We start from the raw sequence: 24,510 nt of genomic DNA, 5'->3' as shown, positions 1-24,510 counted from the left end.
ATCGGCCCGGGCTGTCCCGCCGCCCGGACCGGTCCGGGCGACGCCCCGGCAGCGCTCATCGGCTCAGGAGCGTTAGCCGGGGCGCCGCCGCGCCCGTGCCAGCTGCGCTAGGCGCCGAGACGTTCGGCGGCCAGCTCGCGAAGGTCGGTCTTGAGCACCTTGTTCGACGGGTTCAGCGGCAGCGCTTCGACGTTCCAGAAATATCGGGGCACCTTGTAGTTGGCCATCTGCTCCCGGCACCACGCCCGCAGCGCATCGGCTTCAGGAGCGCTAGCCGGCGACGGCACCACGAATGCGGCGCCGACCTCTCCGAGCCGCTCGTCGGGCACGCCGATGACCGCCACCTGGCCGATCTGGGGATGCTCGGACATGACGTTCTCCACCTCGGCGGGGTACACGTTGAAGCCGCCGTTGATGTACATGTCCTTCTTGCGGTCGGTGATGTCGATGTAGCCGAGCTCGTTCATCACGCAGATGTCGCCGGTGTGCAGCCAGCCGTCAGCGTCGATGGTCTTGGCGGTCTGCTCGGGATCGTCGAGGTAGCCGGTGGTGACGCAGTAGCCGCGCACCAGCAGCTCGCCCGGCTCGCCGGCCGGCACGTCTCGACCGTCGTCATCCACCACGCGCAGCTCGATGCCCGCCAGCGCCTTCCCGCTCGTGGAGGCCACCAGCTCCGGCGGGTCGCCTGCCGAGCAGATCGTGGCCAGACCGTGCGTCTCGGTCATGCCGAACGCAGTGATGACTGTCTCGAAGCCGAGCCGTTCACGCATCGCCACCACCGTCTCCACCGGAATCGCCGCCGCTCCGGTGATCGCCGAGCGCAAAGTGGATATGTCGTACCGGTCGAGTCCCGCGAAGTTGACCATCGACTGAAAGATCGCAGGCGGGCCCGGCAGCACGGTCACCCGTTCGGACTGGATCCGCTCGAGGACAGCCTCAACCTCGAATACGGGATGAGGCAGGATCGTGGCCCCTCTCACGATGCACGGCGTGATCGAGCCGCAGAATCCGAACGCGTGAAAGAACGGGTTGATGACCAGCATGCGATCGCCGGACCGCATGCTCAGCTCGTCGGCGTACTGGCTGAAGCCGCGAATGATCGCCCCGGGCCGGATCATGACGCCCTTGGGCAGCCCCGTCGTGCCGGAGGTGAACATCACCAACCCGAGATCGTCGCCGGTAGCGGCCGCAGCACGGCGGGCGGCTTCTTTGTGTCCCTCGGTCGTCGCTGCGGTGACGAAGTCCTCGAACGAGGTCGTGCCCGGCGGGGTGTCACCGCGCAGGATCACCGTGCGTTCGAGCGAATCGATGGTGTGACCTTCGGCCGCGGCGGCCTCGAGGTCGCGCACGTAGTCGTACCCGAGGAACCCCACCACGGTGAACAGCAGCTTCGCCCGCGCCCGATCGAGCACGTACGCCGCCTCGCGGCCCCGGAAACGGGTGTTGACCGGCACGATGACGCCGCCCGCCCTCAGCGTCCCCATGGCCGCAATCACCCACTCCCATGCGTTCGGCGCCCACAGGCCAACGGCGTCACCCGGCTTGAGGCCATTGGCCACGAGTGCCGCTGCGCATGCGGAAGTGCGCTGAGCCAACTCGGCGAACGTCATAGACATGTCGCCGTCGCGAATCGCCTCGGTGTCACCGAAGGCTGCTGCGGCCCGTTCCACCAATGCGGGGTAGTTGTCGGGAATCGTGCTGTCCACGGCGGACAGTCTTGCCGTTCCGAAGCGGTCGCTGACGAGACGCAGGGGCCAGACTTGCTTCGTGATCGTGTGCTGCGGTGAAGCACTGGTCGACGTGCTCGACGGCGATGAACGCCGTTCAGTGCCCGGCGGCGGACCGATGAATGCCGCCGTCGCGGCAGCTCGACTGGGTGCGCCGAGCGCGTTTGTCGGCCGGGTGTCGACCGACGCCGGCGGAGAGCTCATCTGGAAGCACCTGCAGCGCAACCAAGTCAACGTGCGAGCATCCGAACGAGGTCCCGAAGCCACGGCGCGAGCCATCATCAGCCTCACGCCGAACCCGTCGTTCCGGTTCGAAGGAAGCAACACCGCCGACACCGCACTCGGGTCGGCCGATCTGGCCGCGCTCGGGCCGGGCCCGCACATAGTGCACGGGGGCACGCTCGGCATGTTCCGCGGGCGCACCGCCGACGTCCTGGCCTCGCTTGCCGAGCGTCACGACGGCCTCGTCTCGCTCGACCCCAATGTCCGGCCCGCCATCATCGAGGATCGAGACCGGTGGCATCGCTTCCACGAGCGCTGGCTGGGTGTCTGCGATCTCTACCGGGCCTCCGATGAGGACCTGGAGTGGATCTGGCCCGGGCGTGCCGCCGAGGACTGCGCCGCAGAGCTGCTTGCCGGCCGGATAGCGACGGTGATCATCACCCGCGGCGGCCATGGCGTCACCGTGTACACCGCGGAGGGCCAGCTCGAGGTTGCTGCCCCTCAGGTTGACGTCGTCGACACGGTGGGCGCCGGAGATGCGTTTGTGGGCGCTGTGCTGGCTTCGTTGTGGGAGCGGCTCGGCGCCGACCGGACTGCCTTCGCTGCGCTCGACTTGCGGCAATGGCGAGCCATCGCAGAGCGTGCGGCTGTGGCAGCGGCACTCACCTGCACACGTGCAGGCGCAGACCCACCCGATGCCCGGGATTTGGATTTGGCACTCAAGGAGTACGAAGGCGGCGCCTAGCGAGCAAGGCGCTGCGGGCTCAGGTGGCCTGCGCCAGTGCCTCGCTGTGAATGAAGTGGAAGTAGCCGTCTGGATGGTCGGCCCATACTCGCCAGCCAGCGGCAATCTGTTCCATCTCGGCCGACGTCGCATAGCCGTAGTCGACGGCTTGACGAGCGAAGCTTGTGTTCAGGCACCGATCGGCCCATGAGTAGCCCCAGTTGCGCCGCGTCTCGGGCGTCCAGAACTGCCACACCGACGCCGACATCTGCACCTCGGGAAGGCCCGCAGCGCGGAACCACGCGAACAAATGCCGGCCGGCATCGGGTTCGGCGTTGTTGTGGCGGCAGACCTGCCGGTACACCTCCCGCCAGCGGGTGATCTCGGTGCTCGAGGGATAGCCCCGCATCGTCGAGTAGTCCGAATCGCGCACCGCCACCCAGCCGCCGGGGTGGACCACACGGGCCATCTCGGAAATCGCCGCCACCGGGTCGGACAGGTGCTGGCAGACCTGGTGCGCATACGCCACGTCGAACGCACCGTCGTCATAGGGCAGCTCGTACACCGACTCGTTGGCCAGCGTCACATTCTCGACGCCGGCTTCAGCGACCGTGGCCGCGGCAGTCGCCAAGATCTCGTCGGTCACTTCGATGCCGGTGACGTGGCCGCGCTCAGCCCATCGAGCCAAGCCGACGGTGATCGAGGCCGGACCGCAGCCGACATCGAGGATCCGGGAGTCGGGCTCGATGACGTGACGCGCGAACGCTGCGCAGTCCTCGGCGGTGCGCCTCGCATGCTGGGCTACCACCGCGGGCTGATGGCCGTGGGTGTACACGTCGCCGCCGGTCACGGCGGCAGCGTACGGCACAGTGCCGCCGGTCACGGCGGCAGCGCAACGACCGCACTCGTCCGGACTGGTGTGACGGCCCGTAGATAGCCTCGCCGCCCATGGCCGGATCGATCCTGGGCAACGAAGTACGACGCAGCGAGGACCCCGAGCTGCTCACCGCGGGCGGTCGCTACGTCTATGACCATGACGCCGACGGCATATGCCACGCGGTATTCGTGCGCTCCCCTGTCGCCCACGCGCATATCGGCGGCATCGACACCAGCGAGGCACGCCGGGCGCCTGGCGTGATCGAGATCGTCACCGCAGCAGAGCTCGGTGTGGCCCCGCACCACGGGTTCGTCAAGGTTGCCGACGAGTTCGCCCGCGCCCCGCTTGCGGACGGCAAGGTGCGCTTCGTGGGCGAAGCGGTGGCCGTTGTCGTGGCCGAGACCCTGGTCCAGGCCGTCGACGCCGCCGAGCTCGTGGCCGTCGACTACGAGCCGCTGCCCGCCGCCACCGATGCCGAAGCTGCGCTCGCCCCCGGCGCGCCGGCGCTCTTCGACGGGCGGCCCAACAACGTCGCCACCGAGATCACCGACCCGCCGGGCGTCGACCCGCTCGACGGCGCCGCACATGTCGTGAGGGGCCGGTACGTCAACCAGAAGATCGCCGCAGTGCCGCTCGAGCCGAACTCGTGTGCAGCCGTGCCCGGCGACGACGGCCGCATGACCGTGTACTGCGCGACGCAGATGCCGCACCTCACGAAGATGCAGCTGGCAGGCGCGCTCGGCTGGGATGCCCAGCGCCTCCGTGTCATCGCTCCCCACGTCGGCGGCGGTTTCGGCGCCAAGGCCGGCCTGTACCACGAGCACACCGTGGTGGCGGCGCTGGCCGACCGGCTGGGCCGCCCGGTCACCTGGACGCCGGGGCGCAGCGAGGACATGACCACGCTGGCGCACAGCCGCGCGCAGGTGCAGTACGCCGAGCTCGGCGTGCGCGACGACGGCACGTTCACCGGGCTGCGGGTGCGCCTGGTGGGCGACACGGGCGCCTACCCCAACATCGGCACGATGCTGCCAGCGGGCACCAAGCGGATGTCCAACGGCACCTACGCCTTTCCCGCAATCCGGTTCGACGTGGCCACGGCGGTCACCAATACGACGCCCACCGGCGCCTACCGGGGCGCCGGGCGGCCCGAGGCGGCCGCCCTGCTCGAGCGGCTCGTCGATCAGGCCGCCATCGAGACCGGCATCGATCCCATCGACATCCGGCTGCGCAACTTCATCTCCCCCGATGCCTTCCCCTTCGACACGCTCACCGGCGTCACCTATGACAGCGGCGACTACGCCCTGCCCCTGCGGCGTGCCGTCGAGCTCGCCGGCTACCACGATCTGCGAGCCGAACAGCGCGCCCGGCGCGAGCGCGGCGATGTGCGCCAGCTCGGCATCGGCATCGCCAGCTTCGTGGAGATCACCGCCGGCGGTCTGACCAGCGAGTTCGCTGCGGTGCGTATCGAGTCCGACGGCGGTGCCACCATCCGCGTCGGCACCAGCGCTCATGGGCAGGGTCATCACACGACCTTCGCCCAGATCGTCTCGGCCCGTACCGGCATCGATGTGGAGCGCATCGGATTCATCCAGTCAGACACCGACCTCGTGCCGCGCGGCGGCGGCACCGGCGGCTCGCGCTCGGTTCAGGTGGGCGGCTCGGCGGTCGCCAACGCCACCGACGTGCTCATCGATCGAGCCCAGCGGCTGGCGGCGCACCTGCTCGAGGCCAGCGTCGACGACATCGTGCTCGACGCCGCGGTGGGCACGTTCAGCGTGGCCGGCGTGCCGGCCCGATCCGTCGACTGGGCACAGCTGGCCGCGGCGGTCGACGATGCACCAGATGCACTGCTCGGCGACCCGACCGAGGCCGAGAGCAATGCGGCCGAACGGGGCGAGCCCATCGACCCGGGGCTCGCAGCGCAGCTCGACTTCGATCAGGGCGAGGCCAGCTTCCCGTTCGGCGCGCACGTCGCGGTGGTGGAGGTCGACACCGACACCGGCGAAATCCACTACCTGCGCCACATCGCGGTCGACGACGCCGGCACGGTGATCAACCCGCTGCTGCTTCAGGGCCAGCAGCACGGCGGCATCGCCCAAGGCGCAGCGCAGACGCTGTACGAGGAAGTGGTGTTCGACGCCGACGGCAACCCGCAAACCGGCACGCTGATGACCTACCTGTTCCCGTCGGCCGCCGAGTTCCCCAGCTTCGAGGTGCACAGCACCCAGACGCCCTCGCCGCTCAACCCGCTGGGAGCGAAGGGCATCGGCGAGGCCAGCACGATCGGGTCGACGCCGGCGCTGCAGAATGCGGTGATCGATGCCGTGGCGCATCTGGGAGTCCGGCATATCGACATGCCGATGAACCCCCAGCGCGTGTGGGAGGCAATTGAGGCGGCCAGAGCCGGCAGCCCGGCTGATCCTTGGCAGGAACCGCCCGAGATCTTCGCCGCCATGGCGGCCGGCCAGGACGTCGATCCCGAAGGTCTCGCCGCTGCCGAAGGCATCTGAGCGACCGGCGCACAGGCGACTCAGTACACGACTGCACGGTGCCGATCAGATGGACCGGCCATCCGGGCGGGCTGTGAGACAATTTGCGATGCCTGACGTCTTCATCACCTGTGCAGTGACCGGTGCGGGTGACACTGTGGGCAAGTCCGACAAGGTGCCCTACACGCCCGCCGACATCGCCCAGAACGTCATCGACGCCGCCGATGCAGGCGCTGCGATCTGCCATGTGCACGTGCGCGATCCGATCACCGGCGACGCGGGCCGCGACGTCGACTGCTACCGCGAAGTGGTGGAGCGTGTGCGGGCATCGAGCACCGACGTTGTGCTCAACCTCACTGCCGGCATGGGCGGCGACTTCGTGATCGGTTCTGTGGAGCAGCCGCTGCCGCCCGACCCGGTGCGATCCGACATGGCCGGCGCCACCGAGCGCCTCGTCCACGTTCGCGAACTGCTGCCGGAGATCTGCACGCTCGACTGCGGCACGATGAACTTCGGCGAGGGCAACTACGTGGCCACCAACACCCACGACACGCTCATGGAGATGGCCCGCCAGATCCAAGCGCTCGGCGTGCGCCCCGAGATCGAGGCCTTCGATACGGGCCAGCTGTGGGAGGCCAAGGCGCTGGTAGAGGCCGGAGTGATCGAAGCGCCCGTCATGGTGCAGCTGTGCATGGGCATCCGCTGGGGCGCCCCGCCCGACCTGAATACGTTCATGGCGATGGTCAACAACGTGCCCGACGACTGGACATTCTCGGCGTTCGCGCTGGGGCGCGACCAACTGCCGTACGTGGCCCTGGCAGCGGTGGCCGGCGGCAACGCCCGGGTCGGGCTCGAAGACAATCTGTACCTGGAACGCGGTCGGCTGGCGACCAACGCCGACCTGACTGCACGAGCGAAGCAGATTCTGGAAGCCATGAACTACCGGGTCATCGGACCCGAAGAGGTCCGCGACAAGCTCGAGTTGAAGCGGCGCTGAGGGACGCTCCGTCGTGCCTGGCTGATTTGGCGGGGTTACTCCTCGATCAGCACCGCATATTCGGGGCAGTTCGCCGCAGCAAGGCGAGCCTTGTCTTCCATGCCCGCGGGCACCTCGCCATCGCCGGCCGCGGTGGCGTAGCCGTAGTCGTCCACGTCGAACAGCTCGGGCGCCAGTGAATAGCAGCGGTTGTGACCTTGGCACTTGTCGGCATCCACACTGATCCGCACGTGCATTCCTTCCTGCAGGCCGCTGGGGCCGAGTGTCGGCGGGGCGCGGCGGTGCCCCGGATGGCCCGAAGCTAGCGCGGATGTGTGCTCGGCCCGGCGAGCAAGGCGTCATTGCAAATCCGGCAGCGAACACCGCTGCGCCGTAGCCTTGTCGTGTCCACGCCTCCTGCCGTCGAAGGAACGCCATGTCCGATGCCAACGCCCGACTCGCAGCACTCCGCGCCAAGCGCGCTGGCGAAAGCGCCGCCGCTGCACAATCCAACGGCGCCGAAGAAGACCCCACCAAGGTCTGGCACAAGACAGCCTGCGTGCTCTGCTCCAACAACTGCGGCATCGAGGTACGGCTCAACGGGCGCAAGATCACCCGTGTGCGCGGCGACAAGGAGCACCCCGCCTCGAAGGGCTACACCTGCGAGAAGGCGCTGCGGATCGACTACTACCAGAACGGGCGCGACCGCATCAGCAGCCCGCTGCGGCGCAACAGCGACGGCACCTTCGAAGAGGTGTCGTGGGACGTCGCGATCGCCGAAGTCGCAGAGCGTCTGACCGGCATCCGTGACTCGGTCGGCGGCGACAAGATCCTGTACTACGGAGGCGGCGGTCAGGGCAACCACTTCCCCGGCGCGTATGCCCGCGGCGTGCTGCAGACGCTGGGCGTCAAGTACCGCTCGAATGCGCTCGCGCAGGAGAAGACCGGCATGTTCTGGGCGCAGGGCAAGATGTTCGGCAAGCAGAACCTCGGCGCCTTGGGCGACTTCGAGCACACCGACTGTGCGGTGTTCATCGGCAAGAACCCCTGGCAGAGCCACGGTTTCCCTGAGTCGCGCAACGAGCTCAACAAGATCCGCAACGACGATGAGCGCAAGCTCGTGGTGATGGACCCGCGGGTGTCCGAGACGGCGGCGATGGCTGATCATCACCTGCGGGTCCGACCCGGCACCGATGCGTGGGCCTTGGCGGCGCTGCTGGCGATCATGGTCGAAGAGGGGCTCACCGACGAGAAGTTCCTCGCCGATCACTGCACCGGCTGGGACGAGCTGCGCGACCTGATCTCGGGTGCCGACATCGCCGACTGTGCTCGCAAGTGCGGCATCGACGAGGCTGAGCTGCGTGCGGCGGCACGCACGATGGGCACGGCGAAGTCGCTGTCCACCGAGGAGGACCTCGGCATCGAGATGGCGCCCCACTCCACGCTGAACAGCTGGCTGCAGCGGCTGCTGTACCTGGTGACCGGGAACTTCGCCAAGCCGGGCGGCATGAACCTGCCGCTGCGGCTCGCCCCGATCTGCGGGCACTCTGGCGAGGGCGAGGCCGACCCCGTCACCGGCAACGCCATGCTCTCGGGCCTCGTCGCCTGCGCGGCGATTCCCGACTGCATCGACACAGATCACCCGAACCGCTTCCGGGGGATGATCGTGGAGTCGGCGAACCCGCTGCACACGCTGCCCGACTCGAAACGGTTCCGCGAGGCCTTCGCCAAGCTGGAGTGCCTGGTGGTGATCGACGTCGCGATGACCGAAACGGCTCGGGCGGCCGACTACGTCCTGCCGGCCTGCTCGCAGTACGAGAAGCCCGAGGCGACGTTCTTCGCCGGCGAGATGCCTGCGAACTACTTCCAGGTGCGCCACCCGATCCTCGAGCCGCTGGGCGAGTCGCTGCCCGAGGCCGAGATCCACAGCCGGCTGGTGGCTGCGATGGGCGGGCGCCCCGCGGGCACCGATGGACTGGCTGATGCCGCCCAGCAGGGTCGTGAGGCCTTCATCGAGGCGCTGGGGCAGGCGTCGACGTCCGATCCTGATGTGGGGGCCAAGCTGCCGGTCGTTCTGTACGACTCGCTGGGGCCGACGCTGGGCAACATGGCGCCCGCGGCGATCATGTTCGGCTCTGCGATGCAGGCTTCGATGCGCTACCCCGACGAGGTGCGGGCTGCGGGCGTCGAGGGCGAGGGGCTGGATCTGGCCAGCAACCTGTTCGACAAGCTCGTCGACTCGCCGTCGGGAATGATCTACAGCGTCAGCGAGTACTCCCAGACGTGGGACCGCATCGCACACCCCGACGGCAAGATCCACCTGTACATCGAGGAGCTCGAAGACGAATTCCGGTCGCTGGCCGACGAGGAACCGGCCATCGGCCAGGACCGCTTCCCGTTCGTGCTCTCAGCGGGCGAGCGCCGGTCGTCCAACGCCAACGATGTGATCCGTGATCCCGAGTGGCGCAAGAAGGACAAGGCCGGCTCGCTGCGGATCAATCCCGACGACGCCACCACGCTCGGCGTGGTGGACGGCGACCGGGTGCGGATCGTCTCCAAGCGGGGCGAGGCCGAAGCACCTGCGGAGGTCACCGACACGGTCATGGCCGGCCACGTGACACTCCCCCACGGGTTCGGCACCGAGTATCCCGACGAGGACGGCGAGCACAAGATCCACGGCGTGGCCGTCAACGAGCTCACCGACATCGAAGACCGCGACTGGCTGTCACTCACCCCGCACCACAAGCACGTCCGGGTAGCCCTCGAACCAGTCGCCGGTTGAGCCACCCAGAAGCAACTCAGCTGGCTCCATGAGGTCAAATTGCATCGCGACGGTGCTCGGGTAACGGCCACTTCCCAGGATGTCGCTGTCCAAGGCGGCACGCCCGGTGCCAAGTGCGGCGCGGATAGGTCAGTTGCAGCCTTCGGAGTCATCGGAAACGCGGGTCAACATCGGACCCTCGGCTGCCTGCCCCGCTCAGGCCCTCAGTGGAGTCCCGGCGAAGCGACTCAACCGGCGGCGCCGTGTATGAGCCGTACACCTTCATCGGTGCCCCAAGACAAACCAGCAATCTTGGCCATCATGCGCATCCGCCTGGCCTGCGCATTCGTCTTGAGGTTTACGTAGATCCACCATTCGGAAGACCCGTCAACTTGTCGGTAGCTCTGCCCTCGAATCTGGCCTTCCAGGTAGTCATTCAACGCGTCATCTCGCACCGCCGGCGGTCGCTTGTGAGCGCCGGGGGCGGCTTCGTCGCGGTATCGCTCCAAGAAGTCCGGACTCTGTCGTTGCATTGCACCCGCCAGCAGGGCCATCGCCGCCTGTCCGTTCCCGACCTCGTGTCGATTTCCTCTGATTACGACTCCAACGATCCGGCCCGCCACCACTGCTGAGTCCTGACCCGCGGTGGACCATGACGGCACTTGTTCGCTCGATACCGGATCCTCGTACTGATTCGAGGGTGCAGCTGGTGCGTCGAGCCGATCGGCGAGAGCTGACAGGAATTCATCGACGTCCTGGGCCCATGGACGCGATCCGATGCGTTGCTCAACTTTCTCGACCAGCAGGTCCCGCAGCATGTCATCGGGCTCCCGCAGCAGTTCCGCCCACGCAGATTCGAGTCCGCTCTTGCCAATCGCCCGATCCTTGACCTGCTTGAGGCGTGCTTGCGCTGCGTCATGGCCTCTTCCCGACAGCACCGCGTCCCGCGCCATGAACTCTCGGAGATCCTGGGCCACCCGGCCGAGGTCATCCGACTCGGTCAGCGTCAGGGGAGCGAACCGGCGCTCGGCTGGCTCGCCCGCCGCCATGCTCAGATACAGATCCCAGGTGTCGCCGTCGGTCAGCACCAAGATCGGCACGCCCTTGTGCGCCGCATAGCGAAACAACTGCTCCTCTGCCTTGACGTTGAGGTTGCCCTGTCTCTTGGCTTCGATGAAGACCAGCGGCTTGCCGAGTGGGCCGAGAAGCGCCTCATCCACTCGTTTTCCGTCAACCGGATACTCGACCTGCCATTGCCTTGGGTCGGCGTCGTCCCACCCCAACTCGCGCAGGATGGGCCGGATGACAGACGCTTGCACCATGGCTTCGTTCGCCAAAACGCCAGATGCAAGGGTGGCTCGCGCCTTGGTGAGTGCTTCTTCCAGTCCGCTAGAACTCACCGCTCGAACCTCCCGGCACGCCAACGACTGCCCGACTTCGACAGGCATCGTAGGTCAGGCCCGGTGCGGGTCGGCCAAGTTGAGCCAGCAAGTACGTCGCGGGCCTCAGTCACGACGCGACGAGGGGAAAGCGTGATGATCACCAGCGCCGAAGTCAGCCGCCCCCGCAGAGAGTCTCGGTGCCCTGCCCGCGGCTCTCAGCGATCCAGCAATCCGCGTGCGGCCAGTACCATCGTGTCGAGCGTCTCCGCATTCTCGCGTGCAACCTCAAGCATCCGCTCACAGCCTGCGGCATCCATGTGTTCGATGATCTCGCCCAAGTCTTCGAGGTGAGCCATGAGTTCGCGTAGGTCCCGGCGGGCCGCTTCCTCGTCGGAGCTATCAAGAGCAGCCGAGAACGATTGCCACGTCTTATTCGCCTTCTGCATTTCCCATGCAGCATCGGGGCCGAGGCCGGCGCAGGTCATCACCCTGTCGGCGCTGGCCGGTGCACTGCTGACCGCATCGGATGAACTGTCCGCGCACCCACCGGCCAGCAGCGTCCCAGCCACAACGACGGCAAGCCACCTCATCGCATCACTCCCATCCGGGCACAGCCCTGCAGGCTGGTGTCCTTGCACTCTTCACGACCGACCTCCTCGGTGTCATTGGGGTCAGTCTCCGAGTCACTCGATGTTCTCGGCCAGCGTGTCAACGAGACCCTGCTTGCGTAGGCCGGAGGTGCCGAGACCGAGGCGTACTGCCCAGTCCCTGAGCTCGACAACCTTCAAGGATGCGAGGTAGGCCTGCACATCCACGAACTCTTCAGCGGCCTCGCGTATCTCGTCGGCGGCTGTCACCCAGCCGCGGTAGAGGCCTTGTGCGTGTAGGACGAACTCGACATTCTGACTCGATTCACCCAGATCGCAGTCGTGCTCCGTGGGCGCATCCACCTCCCACTCCTCAGCCCACCATTCGAGCACATCCGACATCTCGTCCGGCATGAGGTGCTCAAGTTCATCTCGGGCGTAGTCGGTTCTGGGCCGGTCGTCTGGGAACAGCTCGTCGTAGGTGTACGGGCGCGACGGTCCCGGCGCCGGATCGCCTTCTGGCAACGCATGCGCACCTTGTTCGCGAAGGAAATCCGCTATCTCGGCAGAAGGGGGTCGGTGACCTGCCCCTTGTTCGATCCTCTCGGTCAGCAGCGACCGCAACGTCTCATCGGATCCATCGAGCAATGCTCGCCATGCGATTTGGATGTCGCGCCTTCTCTCACTTCGTGCCTTCTCATCCACGAGTCGCGCTTGCGCAGCCCGTATGGCGTCGTCGTTGAGTACAGCATCTCGTCTGAGAAACGTACGAAGCGCCGATGCCGCCTCCTCAAGATCTGCGGACTCTGCCAAGGTCAGCCTCAGGAAGCGCCGCTCAGCCGGCGATCCCGCTGCCTTCCGCAGGTAGAAGTCCCACGTCTCACCGTCAGTGAGCAGCAAGATCCGCACCGGTTCATTCCTGGCATAGCGAAACAGCTGCCGAAGGGCGCTGTCGTACCGAGCCACGTCCTGCAGATGACCCTGCTTCTTGGCCTCGATGAAGACCAAGGGGTGGCCAAATTCGTCGAGGAGCGCCTCGTCAGCTCTTCCATAACCCGTCTTGTATTCGGCCCGCAGATGCGAAGAATCAGCGTCATCCCAACCCAGGCTGCGCAGGATGGGGCGAATGACCTTGACCTGCACGTTTGTCTCAAGCACCAAGTTTCCCGGCGAGAGCTCAGTGCTCACCTTGGCGAGCCGTTCCTCCAGTTCCATATCAGCCTCCCCGTGCGCCGAGCATCGCGCCGCGCCGGAGGAGGATCATAAATCAGGCCTGTTCTCGCTCAGCTTCGTTGAGCGGATTGTTCACGCGACCGTCGAGGTCGGCTCGCGAGCACTTGCTGCGTTCGGCTCGCGGTCTCAGCCCAGTCTCGGGTGCGGGAACAGATCCAGCCGATGACCTCCAACAGATGCCCATGCTCGCGGGCGAGGTCCCACTGGTGGATTGGCTCGTGGTGCGCGATGCGATTTCGCAGTGCGTGAAAGCGTCGCATTCGATGAGCCACGTCAGCGCGAACTTGACGGGCATCGTGGCTAGCGGGATGCCCAGGAAAGACAGCGGCGAGGCATGGCACCCACATCGACGTGTGATACGAGGCTTCGCACAAGAAGCGCCAGAACCCGAAGTTCAGCTCGGCGATGACTCGGCCGTGCATCTCGCCACGCTGCCCACCGCGGGTGGCGCGCTGGCGAGCCCCATGGATATCGGCTCGAGCTCGCGAGGTACGCCGACCGGGGAACAGATGCGACTGCCGGTACCAAGAGGTGCGCCAAGATTCGGTCGCGCCATGTCGGACGAGCGCTTGGTCAACAGCGTTGCGGAACACCACTTCGAGCCGTCCGAGGTCTTCGTACATGGCTGCTGCCGCCCCGAGGTTCCAGTCGTAGAGCGCGATAGCTGAGCGAAGGTCGCCCGCCGTTGAACTGAGGTAGGAACTCAGCCGGTCACGTGTGAGGCGATCCGCGAGAAGCGATACGTCAGGCGTTGACATTCGGACCGCGGAGCGTATAGTCATCTCTGAAGACCCCGGAACCGTCCCTGCTTCGGCAAACGGCCGGGGTTACGCCGTTGGCGGGCGATTGCTCTGCGCGCCGGTCGATGAGTTCAGGTCGTTGAACGACGAGGAGCCCGCCGGTGCTGCCAGTGACCGTTTCCCGTTCGTGCTCTCTGCCGGCGAGCGTCGTTCCTCCACCGCCAACGACGTCGTGCGCGACGCTGACTGGCGCAAGAAGGACAAGGACGGCTCATTGCGCATCAGTCCCGACGACGCCACCGCGCTCGGCGTGGTGGACGGGGATCGCATCCGGATCGTGTCCAAGCGAGGCGAGGCCGAGGCCCCTGCAGAGGTCACCGACACGGTCATGGCCGGCCACGTGACACTTCCCCACGGTTTCGGCACCGAGTATCCCGACGAGGACGGCAAGCACAAGATCCACGGCGTGGCCGTCAATGAGCTCACCGACATCGAAGACCGCGACTGGCTGTCACTCACCCCGCACCACAAGCACGTCCGGGTAGCCCTCGAACCAGTCGCCGACTGACCTGCCGCTGAACGCAGTCTGCCTGCGAGGCAGGCAGTCAGGGACCCAGGGTCGTGATCGGGATGACGGCTATGCCGTCTCGGAGCTCGACGCCGATACCGGTCGCAGTGATCACTGCGAGCCTGACGGGAGAACCCATCTTGGCGGTGTCGACCCGATCTCTCAGGCTGCGCAACGACTCGACTGCTTCGGCGACGCCATCGTCGCTTCCGAGCTTGACTTCGAAAGCGGCCCATTCCCCATCAGCGCGCTCCAGAATCACATCGACTTCCAAGCCGTACTCGTCCCGGTAGTGCGATAGCTGGCATCCCTCGAGTTGCGAGTAGATCCGCAGGTCGCGCACCACCAGCGACTCGAAGAGCAATCCGAAGAATTCCAGGTCGGCCCGCAGCCGGGCGCTGTTGGTCCGCAAGGCGGCGACAGCGAGAGACGGGCACACGAGATGCCGCGTCGGAGTTGTGCGCAACGCAATTCGAGATCGCAAGTGCGGCTGCCATGCCGGCAGGTCCTCGACGACGAACAGCCTCTCGAGAGCCTGCATGTAGCTCTTCACCGTGCGGGGATGCACCGGCACTTCCCGATCACCTGACGCGTCGTTGGCGATCGTCGCATAGGAGGCCTTCGTGGAGACATTTCGCCCTAGCGAGGCCAGCACACGCCGGACCCCCACGGGATCGCGTTTCACGTCGTCGACCGACGCGATGTCTGCCCTGCTGATGTCATCGAGGTAGTTGCGCAAGTACCTCTGGGCCGCTGCGGGCGTCGCGGAGACAATCCTGGGCCAGCCGCCGCGACATACGAGGTCGACCATGTCGGCGATCGGGACGCCGGGACGATTCGGCCGACACGGTGCGCCGTCGATCATCGCAGTCAGTGACACGCTGCCGTCTGACTCACCGGATTCGAACAGCGACATGGGTCGCATCCGCACCCGCGCCACTCGCCCGGCGCCCGAGTGCCGGGTGATCTCGTCGGGCGGGTTGGCCGAACCGGTGAGTATGAACTGGCCCATCTGCGCCCGGTCATCGCAAGCTCGCCGCATGGGATTCCAGATGCCGGGGACCTGCTGCCACTCGTCCAGCAGACGGGGAACCGCTCCATCGAGCAGTCCCGCCGGATCGACCGACGCGGCCAAGCGGGCGCCGGGCAGAGTGTCGAGCAGTGCTTCGCTGCGCGCGAAGCGTTTGCCGGTCCAGGTCTTGCCACTGGCACGAGGGCCGTCCAGAAGCACGGCAGGGCTGGCTTGCAGGGTCTCAGACACTTCCCGATCAACGACACGGGGCCGATACCCGGCTGGAACGAGAGTGTCAGCCACGCTCCTGAAGTCTAGCAAAGTGCTGCTTTATCGCCTGTACAAGTGCTGGAATATTGTCTAATGGAGTGCCGAAACACCCGACCCTGCGGTGAATCCGCCGGATCCGCATGTCGATGCAGCGCTCAACCCAGGATCGGTCGCACGTCGCGGTCACGCACCAAGTCCGCCGCCTCTGCCATGTCCTGCATCATGCCCAGCTTCCGCGTTTGATTCACCCCGGTGAACACATGCCAGTCGCTGTGGTTGGGCAACTGGACATACCGCCGCCTGCATCGTGCTGCTAGTCGTTTCAGCGTGCGGCGACACCGACCGATCCGACGACGGCACAGCTGTCACCGAGGTCGTCGCGGATGCCGCCGCGATCACGGTGGCGTCTACCGCGCCTATGACGACGACCGCAGTTGCGCCAACAACGACGACGGCTACCACCGCGGCCCCGCCAACCACGACGACGACAACTACTGCGGCTCCAACGACCACGACTGCAGCGCCGGGCGTCACCCTCGAGACATGCATGGAGATGCTGGCCACGCTGCTGCGGCGTGGCATGGAGCCTGGCCGCTACGCCGACGCCAACGAGGAACGCTGTGTCAAGACGATGGCACTTCCCTGCTCTGAGGCCAAGGAGAACTACAGGGAGACAATCGCGGAGGCGAAGCAGATGGCCGAGGACGACGAACTATTCGGAGGTACGCCGACCGGGGAACAGATGCGGCTGCCGGTACCAAGAGGTGCGCCAAGATTCGGTTGCGCCATGTCGGACGAGCGCTTGGTCAACAGTGTTGCGGAACACCACTTCGAGCCGTCCGAGGTCTTCGTACAGGGCTGCTGCCGCCCCGAGGTTCCAGTCGTAGAGCGCGATAGCTGAGCGAAGGTCGCCCGCAGTTGAACTGAGGTAGGAACTCAGTCGGTCACGTGTGAGGCGATCCGCGAGAAGCGATACGTCAGGCGTTGACATACGAGCCGCGGAGCGTGTAGTCATCTCTGAAGACCCTGGAACCGTCCCTGCTTCGGCAAACGGCCTGGGTTACGCCGTTGGCGGGCGATTGCTCTGCGCGCCGGTCGAAGATGAACTGATGTGTCGTCGAGAGTGCGTTCGGAACTTGTCCTAGTTTCGCGGTGGCGCGCCGAGAATCGCATACGGACGCTGGTGACGCCGTGTCCGGCCGTGCCGTCCCCAGACCCGCCAAGTCCTCGAACGGTGCCAAGCTCATCCAAGGCGCAAGACGCCGCTGCAGCGGCGTATGCCTCAATAGGCTGCCGTTATGGCGGCGGCTGATAGGAGGGTGCGTCCGGTCGAAGTGCGCGCCTTGGCGCCGCACCGCATCTGGCTCCGTTACGAGGACGGGGTCGAGGGCGAGGTGGACCTGTCTCATTTGGCCGGCTGTGGGGTCTTCGCGGCGTGGAACGATCTGTCGTTCTTCTCCGCAGTGCGGCTCGGCCCCGGCACCTCGATCGCGTGGGGCGACGACTTGGACCTCTGCGGTGATGCGCTCTATATGGAGATCACCGGGATGACCCCCGAGGAGATGTTCCCCACACTGATGGCCGACGCAGGTGCCTGAGATCTGCCGCTTCTACGGCATCGTCATTCGGATGTTCTGGAACGACCACAGACCGCCTCACTTCCACGCCGAATACGGCTGTCGGGAGGCAGTGGTGCGGCGATGGCGGTGTGGTGGTCGCGGACTTGGGCGGGGCGGTGGGCTCGGACGTAATCGGGTTCTTGGGAGAGCGCCAGGTCGAGCAGTTCCAGACGATCGGGCGTCTGCAGCCACGGCACCGGCACGTACAGGGGCAGGTCGAAGCGGCGCAGCTCCCCCAGACCGCTGTAGATGGCTCGCTGATAGGCCGCTCGTTCGGGCCAGTCCATGTCGTGGGGGCCGAAGCCGACGCCGCAGTCGAGCAGCAGCCGCTGGGTGACGCCCGCCCGGCGCAGCCGTTCGATGCGCGACGCGAACCACTCGACCATCACCGTGACGGGATCGCCTCTCACGTCACGCACGCTGCGGAAATCCCGCCCCAGCATGAACGGCAGCACCACCGGCACGCCGCTCTCGGCCGCAAGCTCGACCATCTCCGGCGATTGCAGGGCGTCGCCGGCATTCAGCACCGTGGCCCCCGCGTCCAGGGCCCGACGCGCTGTCTCGGGCTTGCGGGTGTCGATCGCCAACTCTGCGCCCAGCGACAGCAGCCCACGCAGCGGCCCCTCCACACGGCGCCATTCGTCGTCAGCACTCACCTCGTTGCTGCCGGGCGTAGATCCCTCCCCGCCGAGGTCGAAGTAATCGGCCCCCTCGGCCAGCAACTCGGCTCCTCGCGCAGCGGCTTCGGCACAGCCCTGCACCACAGAGAAGTCAGCCTTCGAGTCCGGAGAGGCGTTGACCACGCCGAAAATCTCCACGGCCGCAACATAGTCACGGCGCTGCAACCCCGACCGAGGTCGGTCCCATGACGCCGGACCGACGATGACGAAGCTCTTCTCGGGGCCTCAGTCGAGGTCTGGGTGCCGGAGCGCGTCCGCCGAGGGTCGGATGCCGATCGTGTGGCCGACTTGGGGCGGCAGCGGCAGATGCTGATGTGCCTCCCAGATCTCGCCGAGCCGCCGGTACGGCTCATCGGCCATCGGCCCCACGCGTCGAGTCGGCCCGTCGATGTGCAGCGACATGACTTCGCAGGTGGCGACGAGGTAGTCGTCCCGAGTCTGGGTCATGGCCTGGAATGCGTGAATTCGCTTCCGGTCGAAGCCCAGCAACTGCATCGAGATCACGTACGGCTCATCGGGCCCGATCTCTCTCACGTAAGTGATGTGGTTCTCCGCGGAGAACGTGGTGATGTCGCGAGTCTCACGGTGTGCGGTGCCAAGGCCGATGAAGTCCATCCACGGCGCGATCGCATCGTCGAAGGCCACCAAGTAGTAACCGGCGTTGAGGTGGCCGTTGTAGTCGATCCATCCCTCCTGAACGGTTCCGCTCAGCACTGGGACAGGGGCGCGGGGAACGTCGTCGGTGGGCTGGGGGCTCGGTGTTCGGCTGCTCACGCCGCTCGTCTCCTGGGCATCGGTATCTCCGGATTCGTGCCGAGCCAGTGAATCTACGACCGCGCTCAGTTGCTGCGGGCCACATCCGCGACCGTGACCGGCGGCACCGCACCGGTGCCATCCGGCTCACCGTCGTCGGCGACGGGCCAGAACACCTGCGGCGGCGCGTCGCGCAGGGCAGCCGAACGGGGGTGCGCCATCGCGGCCACGAGCCTCTCGGGTCGCTGCCCGTTGGACCCCGCCTCAACCATGGGTGCGGGCCTCTGTGCTGCGGGCGCGGGCACGAGCGGCCGGGATTGCGGCGGGGGCGGCGAGCCGGGCGGGCCCACATAGGTCGGCAGCGCCAGCGGATGACGGGTCATCGGCATGAGCACGAAGACGCCTGCCAAGGCGATGACTCCCACCATGACGATCGGCATCGTGATGCCGCCGCTGACATCTCGTGTGAAGCCCAGCAGCGGAGGGCCGATCAGTGCGCCTGTTCCGGCGAAGAAGAAGAACCTGCCGACGAGCGTCCCGATGCCCGCGAGTCCGAACAGGTGGGCGGTGACATCGCCCAGCAGTGCAACGTAACCGCCGTAGGAGACACCGAGCAGAGCAGCGAACGCCACCAGCAGCCCGTACTTCGTCTCGAGCGTGCCGACCCGCGTCGTGACGAACCAGATGGCGTAGGCAACGGGCAGGCCTGCGAAGGCGATCTTCAGCAGGCGGACCGATCCCAAGGGTCTCGCCAAGCTCGTCAAGGCGAGCCGACCCACGATGCTGGACAGGCCAACGGTAAAGCCGAGCAAGCCCGCTGCAATCTCAGGCACGCCGTCATTGATGGCAAAGGGAATGAGCAGCCCAATTGTGCCGATCACAGCAATCGTGAAGAGAACGCCCGAACTGCCCATTTGCCAGAACGTGCTCGTCCGCACGACCAGCGACAGATGCCGACGAGGATCGCCCATCTCCATCGCGGGCGGTTGTCGGATGACGAGCAGTCCGAACACCAGGATCACTGCTGCGATCACGGCCAGCCAGCGCATGCCGACGCGCCAGTCGTAGGTACGCAGGAGCCACTGAGCGAACGGGATGTAGATCATCGTCCCGAGTCCCGAACCGGTGGCCACGATGCCTTGAGCGATGGCCCGGTACTTCGCAAACCACATTGCGGTGAGCGCAAAGAGCGGGGCGTTGAACAGTCCTCCCCCGAAGCCCAGGCCGAAGCCGAACAGCACGTAGCCGTGCCACAGCACCGTGACCTGCGAGGTAGCCAGCAGTCCGCCGACGAACAGCAGCCCCCCGGCGACGATCAGCGGCGCGATGCCGAAACGGTCGTACATGCGGCCCGATACCAAGGCGCTGCCGAAGTACAGGAACACCGTGATGCCGAACACGATCGAAATCGGCCCCAAGCCGGTGTCGAATTCTTCGGCCATCGCATTGGCGAATGCCGTGAAGCTGTAGATAGTGCCGAATCCGGCCATGACGACGATTGCAGCGCCGCTGGCTGTGACCCAGCCGCGTGCTGAGTCCAGATGCGTCGGAGCGCTGGCCGTCACCCGTACGAGGCTACGGCGGGGCCGGGGCCAGTGCGGAGGAACGCCTCAGATCGGCCGCTCGCGGCGGGCGGATCGGCGGGACGAGTCAGCCGAGCAGCGAGAGGTCGCGCACCGCGCCGCGGTCAGCGCTGGTCGCCATGGCTGCGTAGGCCCGCAGCGCCGTGCTGACTTGGCGCGGCCTGGGCTCCGCTGGCTGCCAGCCTGCGGCATCCTGCTCGGCGCGGCGCCGCTCCAGTTCGGCAGCGTCGACCGCCAGGTTGATCGTGCGGTTCGGGATGTCGATCTCCACGATGTCCCCATTGCGGACCAGCCCGATGAGCCCGCCTGAGGCCGCTTCCGGCGAGACATGGCCGATCGACAGGCCTGACGTGCCGCCGGAGAAGCGTCCGTCGGTGACCAGCGCACAGGCCTTGCCGAGCCCCTTCGACTTCAGGTACGAGGTGGGGTACAGCATCTCCTGCATGCCCGGGCCGCCCTTGGGGCCCTCGTAGCGCACCACCACGACGTCCCCGGCGGCGACCTCATCGCCGAGAATGTGCTCGACCGCCTCGTCCTGGCTCTCGACCACGTGAGCCGGGCCGGAGAACACCCAGATGGACTCGTCCACCCCGGCGGTCTTGACCACGCAGCCGTCCGGCGCGAGGTTGCCGTACAGGATCGCCAGCCCACCATCGGCGGAGTACGCACAATCGACCGAGCGGATGCAGCCGCGTTCGCGGTCGACATCCAGCGTGCGGTAGCGCTCGGACTGGCTGAACGCCACCTGTGTGGGGATGCCCGCCGGACCGGCCCGGAAGAACTCGTGGAGCGACGCATCGTCGTTCGTCGCCACGTCCCAGCGGGAGATGGCATCGAACATGGTCGGCGAATGCACGGTCGGCACCTGATTGGCGATGAGCCCGGCCCGATTCAGCTCGGCCAGGATCCCCATCACGCCGCCGGCGCGGTGCACGTCTTCGACGTGGAATAACTCCGACGCGGGCGCCACCTTGCAGATGTTGGGCACCTTGCGAGACAGCCGGTCGATGTCGGCCATCGTGAAGTCGAGCTCCGCCTCTTGGGCGGCGGCCAGCAGGTGCAGGATGGTGTTGGTGGAACCGCCCATCGCGATGTCGAGCGTCATCGCATTCTCGAACGCCTCGAAGCTGCCGATGGACCGGGGCAGCACCGATTCGTCGTCCTCCTGGTAGTAGCGGCGGCACAGCTCCACCACGAGGCGCCCTGCCTCCAGGAACAGCTCACGACGGTCTGAGTGGGTCGCCACCACGGTCCCGTTGCCGGGCAGCGACAGGCCGAGCGCCTCGGTGAGGCAGTTCATGGAGTTGGCGGTGAACATGCCCGAGCACGAACCGCACGTGGGACAGCCCGACCGTTCCATCTCGGCCACGTCCTCGTCGCTGACCGAATCGTCGGCGGCTACCACCATCACGTTGATGAGGTCAACCTTCTGCGTGGCCAGCTTCGTCTTGCCGGCTTCCATCGGGCCGCCCGAGACGAACACGGTGGGGATGTTCAGCCGCATGGCGGCATTCAGCATGCCCGGTGTGATCTTGTCGCAGTTCGAGATGCACACCAGCGCGTCAGCGCAGTGGGCATTCACCATGTACTCGACGGCGTCAGAGATCAGATCTCGCGACGGCAGGCTGTAGAGCATCCCGTCGTGGCCCATGGCGATGCCGTCGTCGACGGCGATGGTGTTGAACTCCTTGGCCACGCCCCCCGCAGCCTCAATCTCACGGGCGACGAGCTGGCCCAGGTCCTTCAGATGGACATGGCCCGGCACGAACTGGGTGAACGAGTTGGAGATGGCGACGATCGGCTTGCCGAAGTCCTCATCGGTCATTCCGGTGGCACGCCACAACGCTCGAGCCCCAGCCTGATTTCGGCCTGCTGTGGAGGTGACAGATCGGTAGCTCGGCATGGCTTCAGCCTACGTGGCCGCGCCCGTGTCGATTCGCGAGGCACCTGTCCACGTTCGGGCGGCTCGCGCAGGTAACTTCGGCCTCATGGACGAGGTGACCATCTATCACAACCCGCATTGAAACTCTTCCCGGAATGCCTTGGCGGTCGCCGAGGAAGCTGGAGTCGAGGCCGACGTCGTCCTGTACATGAAGACGCCGCCCGACCGGGACACGCTCGAACACTTGGTGTCGATACTCGAGGACCCCGTCGAAGATCTGGTGCGTAAGGACTCGCAGTTCAAGAAGCTGAACCTGAACGCCGACGACTACGTCGGCAATCCCGACGCAGTGGTGGAGCTGCTGAGCCAGCGCAAGGCGCTCATGCAGCGACCGGTGGTCGTGCGCGGCAACCGGGCCATTGTCGGACGTCCGAAGGGTCGCATCGCCGAGCTCCTGGCCGACTGAAGCTGAGCCGGACCGGTTGATGACTGACGCCAACGGCGGCGTACGTACCCCGCTGTTCGACCTGCACACCGAACTCGGCGGCCGGATGGTCAACTTCGGCGGTCATGCGCTGCCCATGCGCTACGGCGACGGCACTGTTGCCGAGCACCGCGCCACACGCACGATGGCGGGACTGTTCGATGTCAGCCACATGGGCATTGTCGAGCTGCGCCCCGCGGCCGGAGACGACGTGCCTGATGTGGCAGCCTGGCTGGAACGCCGCGTGCCGGGCGCTATCACGAGCCTCGCATCGGGACGGATGAGGTACACGCAGTTCACGACGGCTGCAGGCGGCGTGCTCGATGACCTGATCGTGTCGTGTCATGCCGATTGTCTGCGCATTGTGGTCAATGCGGTGCGCACCGACGCCGACCTGTCGATGCTGCGGGAAGCCAACGGCGGCTCCGACGACGGCCGTGTGCGCATCGAAGTCCGCACCGATCTGGCGCTCATTGCGCTGCAGGGGCCCGCAGCCGTCGACGTGCTGGATCGCTGGGCGCCGGCAGCCGCAGACCTAGCGTTCATGTCGACATCCACGCTGCCGATCGACGGGGTCGAGTGCGAGGTGTCGCGCTGCGGGTACACCGGCGAGGACGGGTTCGAAGTCGCCATTCCTGCGAGCGAGGCGACCCATATCGCACGGCTGCTGTTGGGAAGCGACGAAGTGTCGCCGGCAGGGCTCGGCGCCCGCGACACGCTGCGACTCGAGGCAGGCCTGCCGCTGGTCGGCCACGAACTCACCGAGGCGACGACCCCGGCCGAGGCCGGACTGGGCTGGTCGATCCCGAAGCGCCGGCGCGCCGAGGCCAGCTTCCCCGGCGCGGAGATCATCACGGCGCAGCTACGTGACGGGCCGCCGCGCCAGCGGGTCGGCATCGCAGCCGCCGGCCGCCGGCCGATTCGCGACGGCGCCGCTCTGAGCACCTCCGACGGCACCAGCGTCGGCATGGTGACCAGCGGCGGCTTCGGCCCTACCGTCGAAGCACCGATCGCCATGGCCTACGTAGCGGCCGAGCACTCGGCAGACGGCACAGAGCTGTTCGCCCAGGGCCGCAAGGGTCCTGAGCCGTGCCGGGTCGCCCCGCTGCCGTTCGCGGAGCACCGCTACTGGCGACCGTCGTGACGACAGACGGAGCTATGGCACTGACGATGAACGAGACCGCACGAGACCCCTTGCACGGAGGCATGGCGCATGAGTGAACCCCCGGTACCTACGAGCGCAGAAGGGGCATTTGCAGCACGTCACATCGGCCTGCAGCCCGACGACGTCGCCGTGATGCTCAAGCGGCTCGGGTTCGGCTCGCTCAGCGACCTCATCGATGCCGCCGTACCAGCCGAGATCCGGATCGACGAGCCGATCGTGCTCGACGGCATCGACCGTCCCCTTACCGAGACGGAAGCCACTGCGGCGATGCGCTGGCTGGCCAATGCCAACACGCAGGTGCACTCGTTGATCGGGCTGGGCTACTACGGCACGCTCACGCCCGCAGTCATCCGGCGCGGCGTGCTGGAAGACCCGTCGTGGTACACGGCATATACGCCGTACCAGCCCGAGATCTCCCAAGGGCGGCTCGAAGCGCTGCTCAACTACCAGACGATGGTGTGCGACCTAGTGGGAATGGAGATTGCCAACTCATCACTGCTCTGCGAAGGCACTGCGGCTGCTGAGGCAATGGCCATGGCCCGCCGCATCACGCGCAGCGGGCCGGACTGCTTCTTCGTCGATGCCGACTGCCATCCCCAGGTCATCGATGTGGTTCGCACGCGTGCCCAGCCGCTCGGCATCGACATCATGGTGGGCGACCCGGCGACCGATCTGGCGCCTGCCAAGGTGTACGGCGCGTTGCTGGCCTACCCCGGCAGCAGCGGCGCTGTCCGCAACCTTCAACCGGTGATCGAAGCTCTGCACGGCACGGGCGC

21 protein-coding genes and 2 pseudogenes are annotated in these 24,510 nt (G+C 66.6%); 12 read left to right on the top strand and 11 right to left on the bottom strand.

The window, feature by feature from the left end:
* Window positions 1-107: 107 nt before the first annotated feature.
* A complete protein-coding gene (locus VI480_RS09055; RefSeq protein ID WP_323672505.1) occupies window positions 108-1,706 on the bottom strand; it encodes an AMP-binding protein in 1,599 nt (532 codons plus the stop codon).
* A gap of 61 nt (window positions 1,707-1,767) precedes the next feature.
* Between VI480_RS09055 and VI480_RS09050 the strand changes: the two genes are divergently transcribed.
* Window positions 1,768-2,694 carry a carbohydrate kinase gene (locus tag VI480_RS09050; RefSeq protein ID WP_323672504.1) on the top strand — a complete coding sequence of 309 codons (927 nt, stop codon included), beginning with the start codon at window positions 1,768-1,770 and terminating at the stop codon, window positions 2,692-2,694.
* A 19-nt stretch (window positions 2,695-2,713) separates the two neighbouring features.
* Here VI480_RS09050 and VI480_RS09045 read toward each other — a convergent pair whose 3' ends face one another.
* Complete coding sequence (locus tag VI480_RS09045; protein ID WP_323672503.1) at window positions 2,714-3,523, bottom strand: methyltransferase domain-containing protein; 810 nt, start codon at window positions 3,521-3,523, stop codon at window positions 2,714-2,716.
* A gap of 98 nt (window positions 3,524-3,621) precedes the next feature.
* Here VI480_RS09045 and VI480_RS09040 point away from each other — a divergent pair, with 98 nt between their 5' ends.
* Together VI480_RS09040 and VI480_RS09035 are read left to right on the top strand one after the other, a co-directional pair.
* Window positions 3,622-6,060 carry a xanthine dehydrogenase family protein molybdopterin-binding subunit gene (locus VI480_RS09040; RefSeq protein WP_323672502.1) on the top strand — a complete coding sequence of 813 codons (2,439 nt, stop codon included), beginning with the start codon at window positions 3,622-3,624 and terminating at the stop codon, window positions 6,058-6,060.
* A gap of 88 nt (window positions 6,061-6,148) precedes the next feature.
* The gene (locus VI480_RS09035) at window positions 6,149-7,036 is read left to right on the top strand and encodes a 3-keto-5-aminohexanoate cleavage protein (protein WP_323672501.1); all 888 of its coding nucleotides are present in this window, start codon (window positions 6,149-6,151) and stop codon (window positions 7,034-7,036) included.
* 35 nt (window positions 7,037-7,071) lie between these two features.
* Here VI480_RS09035 and VI480_RS09030 read toward each other — a convergent pair whose 3' ends face one another.
* Complete coding sequence (locus VI480_RS09030; RefSeq protein WP_416246666.1) at window positions 7,072-7,272, bottom strand: ferredoxin; 201 nt, start codon at window positions 7,270-7,272, stop codon at window positions 7,072-7,074.
* Window positions 7,273-7,451: 179 nt separating this feature from the next.
* Between VI480_RS09030 and VI480_RS09025 the strand changes: the two genes are divergently transcribed.
* On the top strand, window positions 7,452-9,797 hold the full coding sequence (locus VI480_RS09025) for a molybdopterin-dependent oxidoreductase (RefSeq protein ID WP_323672499.1): 2,346 nt from the start codon (window positions 7,452-7,454) through the stop codon (window positions 9,795-9,797).
* 227 nt (window positions 9,798-10,024) lie between these two features.
* On the opposite strand, the gene VI480_RS09020 is transcribed toward VI480_RS09025, so the two are convergent.
* From VI480_RS09020 to VI480_RS09010, 3 genes are all read right to left on the bottom strand, one after another.
* Window positions 10,025-11,176, bottom strand: coding sequence for a type I restriction endonuclease (locus VI480_RS09020; RefSeq protein ID WP_323672498.1), 1,152 nt, complete (start codon window positions 11,174-11,176; stop codon window positions 10,025-10,027).
* 197 nt (window positions 11,177-11,373) lie between these two features.
* On the bottom strand, window positions 11,374-11,748 hold the full coding sequence (locus VI480_RS09015) for a hypothetical protein (RefSeq protein ID WP_323672497.1): 375 nt from the start codon (window positions 11,746-11,748) through the stop codon (window positions 11,374-11,376).
* A 93-nt stretch (window positions 11,749-11,841) separates the two neighbouring features.
* Window positions 11,842-12,960 (bottom strand): type I restriction endonuclease, encoded by a 1,119-nt coding sequence (locus tag VI480_RS09010; protein ID WP_323672496.1) that lies wholly within the window; start codon window positions 12,958-12,960, stop codon window positions 11,842-11,844.
* Between the two features lie 897 nt (window positions 12,961-13,857).
* Between VI480_RS09010 and VI480_RS09005 the strand changes: the two genes are divergently transcribed.
* On the top strand, window positions 13,858-14,286 hold the full coding sequence (locus VI480_RS09005; RefSeq protein WP_323672495.1) for a molybdopterin dinucleotide binding domain-containing protein: 429 nt from the start codon (window positions 13,858-13,860) through the stop codon (window positions 14,284-14,286).
* Window positions 14,287-14,323: 37 nt separating this feature from the next.
* On the opposite strand, the gene VI480_RS09000 is transcribed toward VI480_RS09005, so the two are convergent.
* On the bottom strand, window positions 14,324-15,601 hold the full coding sequence (locus VI480_RS09000) for an ATP-binding protein (protein WP_323672494.1): 1,278 nt from the start codon (window positions 15,599-15,601) through the stop codon (window positions 14,324-14,326).
* 514 nt (window positions 15,602-16,115) lie between these two features.
* Here VI480_RS09000 and VI480_RS08995 point away from each other — a divergent pair.
* From VI480_RS08995 to VI480_RS08985, 3 genes are all read left to right on the top strand, one after another.
* The gene (locus VI480_RS08995; RefSeq protein WP_323672493.1) at window positions 16,116-16,469 is read left to right on the top strand and encodes a hypothetical protein; all 354 of its coding nucleotides are present in this window, start codon (window positions 16,116-16,118) and stop codon (window positions 16,467-16,469) included.
* A gap of 397 nt (window positions 16,470-16,866) precedes the next feature.
* A complete protein-coding gene (locus VI480_RS08990) occupies window positions 16,867-17,166 on the top strand; it encodes a DUF2442 domain-containing protein (protein ID WP_323672492.1) in 300 nt (99 codons plus the stop codon).
* 31 nt (window positions 17,167-17,197) lie between these two features.
* Window positions 17,198-17,524, top strand: coding sequence for a hypothetical protein (locus VI480_RS08985; protein WP_323672528.1), 327 nt, complete (start codon window positions 17,198-17,200; stop codon window positions 17,522-17,524).
* Here VI480_RS08985 and VI480_RS08980 read toward each other — a convergent pair.
* The 4 genes and pseudogenes from VI480_RS08980 to ilvD all read right to left on the bottom strand — a co-directional run.
* Window positions 17,490-17,990, bottom strand: a pseudogene (locus VI480_RS08980) (dihydropteroate synthase); the annotation flags it as partial. The gene VI480_RS08985 and the pseudogene VI480_RS08980 overlap by 35 nt on opposite strands.
* Before the next feature lie 102 nt (window positions 17,991-18,092).
* Window positions 18,093-18,641, bottom strand: a complete 549-nt coding sequence (locus VI480_RS08975; RefSeq protein ID WP_323672491.1) for a thioesterase family protein — start codon at window positions 18,639-18,641, stop codon at window positions 18,093-18,095.
* A 65-nt stretch (window positions 18,642-18,706) separates the two neighbouring features.
* Window positions 18,707-20,185, bottom strand: coding sequence for an MFS transporter (locus tag VI480_RS08970; RefSeq protein WP_323672490.1), 1,479 nt, complete (start codon window positions 20,183-20,185; stop codon window positions 18,707-18,709).
* 85 nt (window positions 20,186-20,270) lie between these two features.
* Window positions 20,271-22,106, bottom strand: coding sequence for a dihydroxy-acid dehydratase (ilvD, locus tag VI480_RS08965; RefSeq protein ID WP_323672489.1), 1,836 nt, complete (start codon window positions 22,104-22,106; stop codon window positions 20,271-20,273).
* Between ilvD and VI480_RS08960 the strand changes: the two genes are divergently transcribed.
* The 4 genes and pseudogenes from VI480_RS08960 to VI480_RS08945 all read left to right on the top strand — a co-directional run.
* A complete protein-coding gene (locus tag VI480_RS08960) occupies window positions 22,105-22,227 on the top strand; it encodes a hypothetical protein (RefSeq protein ID WP_323672488.1) in 123 nt (40 codons plus the stop codon). The genes ilvD and VI480_RS08960 overlap by 2 nt on opposite strands.
* An 18-nt stretch (window positions 22,228-22,245) precedes the next feature.
* Window positions 22,246-22,551: an arsenate reductase family protein gene (locus VI480_RS08955; RefSeq protein ID WP_416246665.1), complete on the top strand. Its 306-nt coding sequence runs from the start codon at window positions 22,246-22,248 to the stop codon at window positions 22,549-22,551.
* A 19-nt stretch (window positions 22,552-22,570) separates the two neighbouring features.
* Window positions 22,571-23,713 carry a glycine cleavage system aminomethyltransferase GcvT gene (gene gcvT, locus VI480_RS08950; protein WP_323672487.1) on the top strand — a complete coding sequence of 381 codons (1,143 nt, stop codon included), beginning with the start codon at window positions 22,571-22,573 and terminating at the stop codon, window positions 23,711-23,713.
* A 69-nt stretch (window positions 23,714-23,782) separates the two neighbouring features.
* Window positions 23,783-24,510: pseudogene (locus VI480_RS08945) on the top strand (glycine dehydrogenase (aminomethyl-transferring)); the annotation flags it as partial.

Source organism: Candidatus Poriferisodalis multihospitum (assembly GCF_028283155.1).
GTDB lineage: Bacteria > Actinomycetota > Acidimicrobiia > Acidimicrobiales > Poriferisodalaceae > Poriferisodalis > Poriferisodalis multihospitum.
The sequence above is the reverse complement of the archived record's forward strand: the minus strand, read 5'-3'. Positions and strand labels throughout refer to the sequence as shown.

Bases quoted from the DNA above. Each gene is read 5' to 3' on its own strand.
- gcvT (WP_323672487.1), top strand. From the start codon at position 22,571: ATGACTGACGCCAACGGCGGCGTACGTACCCCGCTGTTCGACCTGCAC.
- VI480_RS08960 (WP_323672488.1), top strand. From the start codon at position 22,105: ATGGCTTCAGCCTACGTGGCCGCGCCCGTGTCGATTCGCGAGGCACCT.
- VI480_RS09010 (WP_323672496.1), bottom strand. From the start codon at position 12,960: ATGGAACTGGAGGAACGGCTCGCCAAGGTGAGCACTGAGCTCTCGCCG.
- VI480_RS09030 (WP_416246666.1), bottom strand. From the start codon at position 7,272: ATGCACGTGCGGATCAGTGTGGATGCCGACAAGTGCCAAGGTCACAAC.
- VI480_RS08985 (WP_323672528.1), top strand. From the start codon at position 17,198: ATGTTCTGGAACGACCACAGACCGCCTCACTTCCACGCCGAATACGGC.
- VI480_RS09015 (WP_323672497.1), bottom strand. From the start codon at position 11,748: ATGAGGTGGCTTGCCGTCGTTGTGGCTGGGACGCTGCTGGCCGGTGGG.
- VI480_RS09035 (WP_323672501.1), top strand. From the start codon at position 6,149: ATGCCTGACGTCTTCATCACCTGTGCAGTGACCGGTGCGGGTGACACT.
- VI480_RS08990 (WP_323672492.1), top strand. From the start codon at position 16,867: ATGGCGGCGGCTGATAGGAGGGTGCGTCCGGTCGAAGTGCGCGCCTTG.
- VI480_RS08995 (WP_323672493.1), top strand. From the start codon at position 16,116: ATGGAGATGCTGGCCACGCTGCTGCGGCGTGGCATGGAGCCTGGCCGC.
- ilvD (WP_323672489.1), bottom strand. From the start codon at position 22,106: ATGCCGAGCTACCGATCTGTCACCTCCACAGCAGGCCGAAATCAGGCT.
- VI480_RS09025 (WP_323672499.1), top strand. From the start codon at position 7,452: ATGTCCGATGCCAACGCCCGACTCGCAGCACTCCGCGCCAAGCGCGCT.
- VI480_RS09040 (WP_323672502.1), top strand. From the start codon at position 3,622: ATGGCCGGATCGATCCTGGGCAACGAAGTACGACGCAGCGAGGACCCC.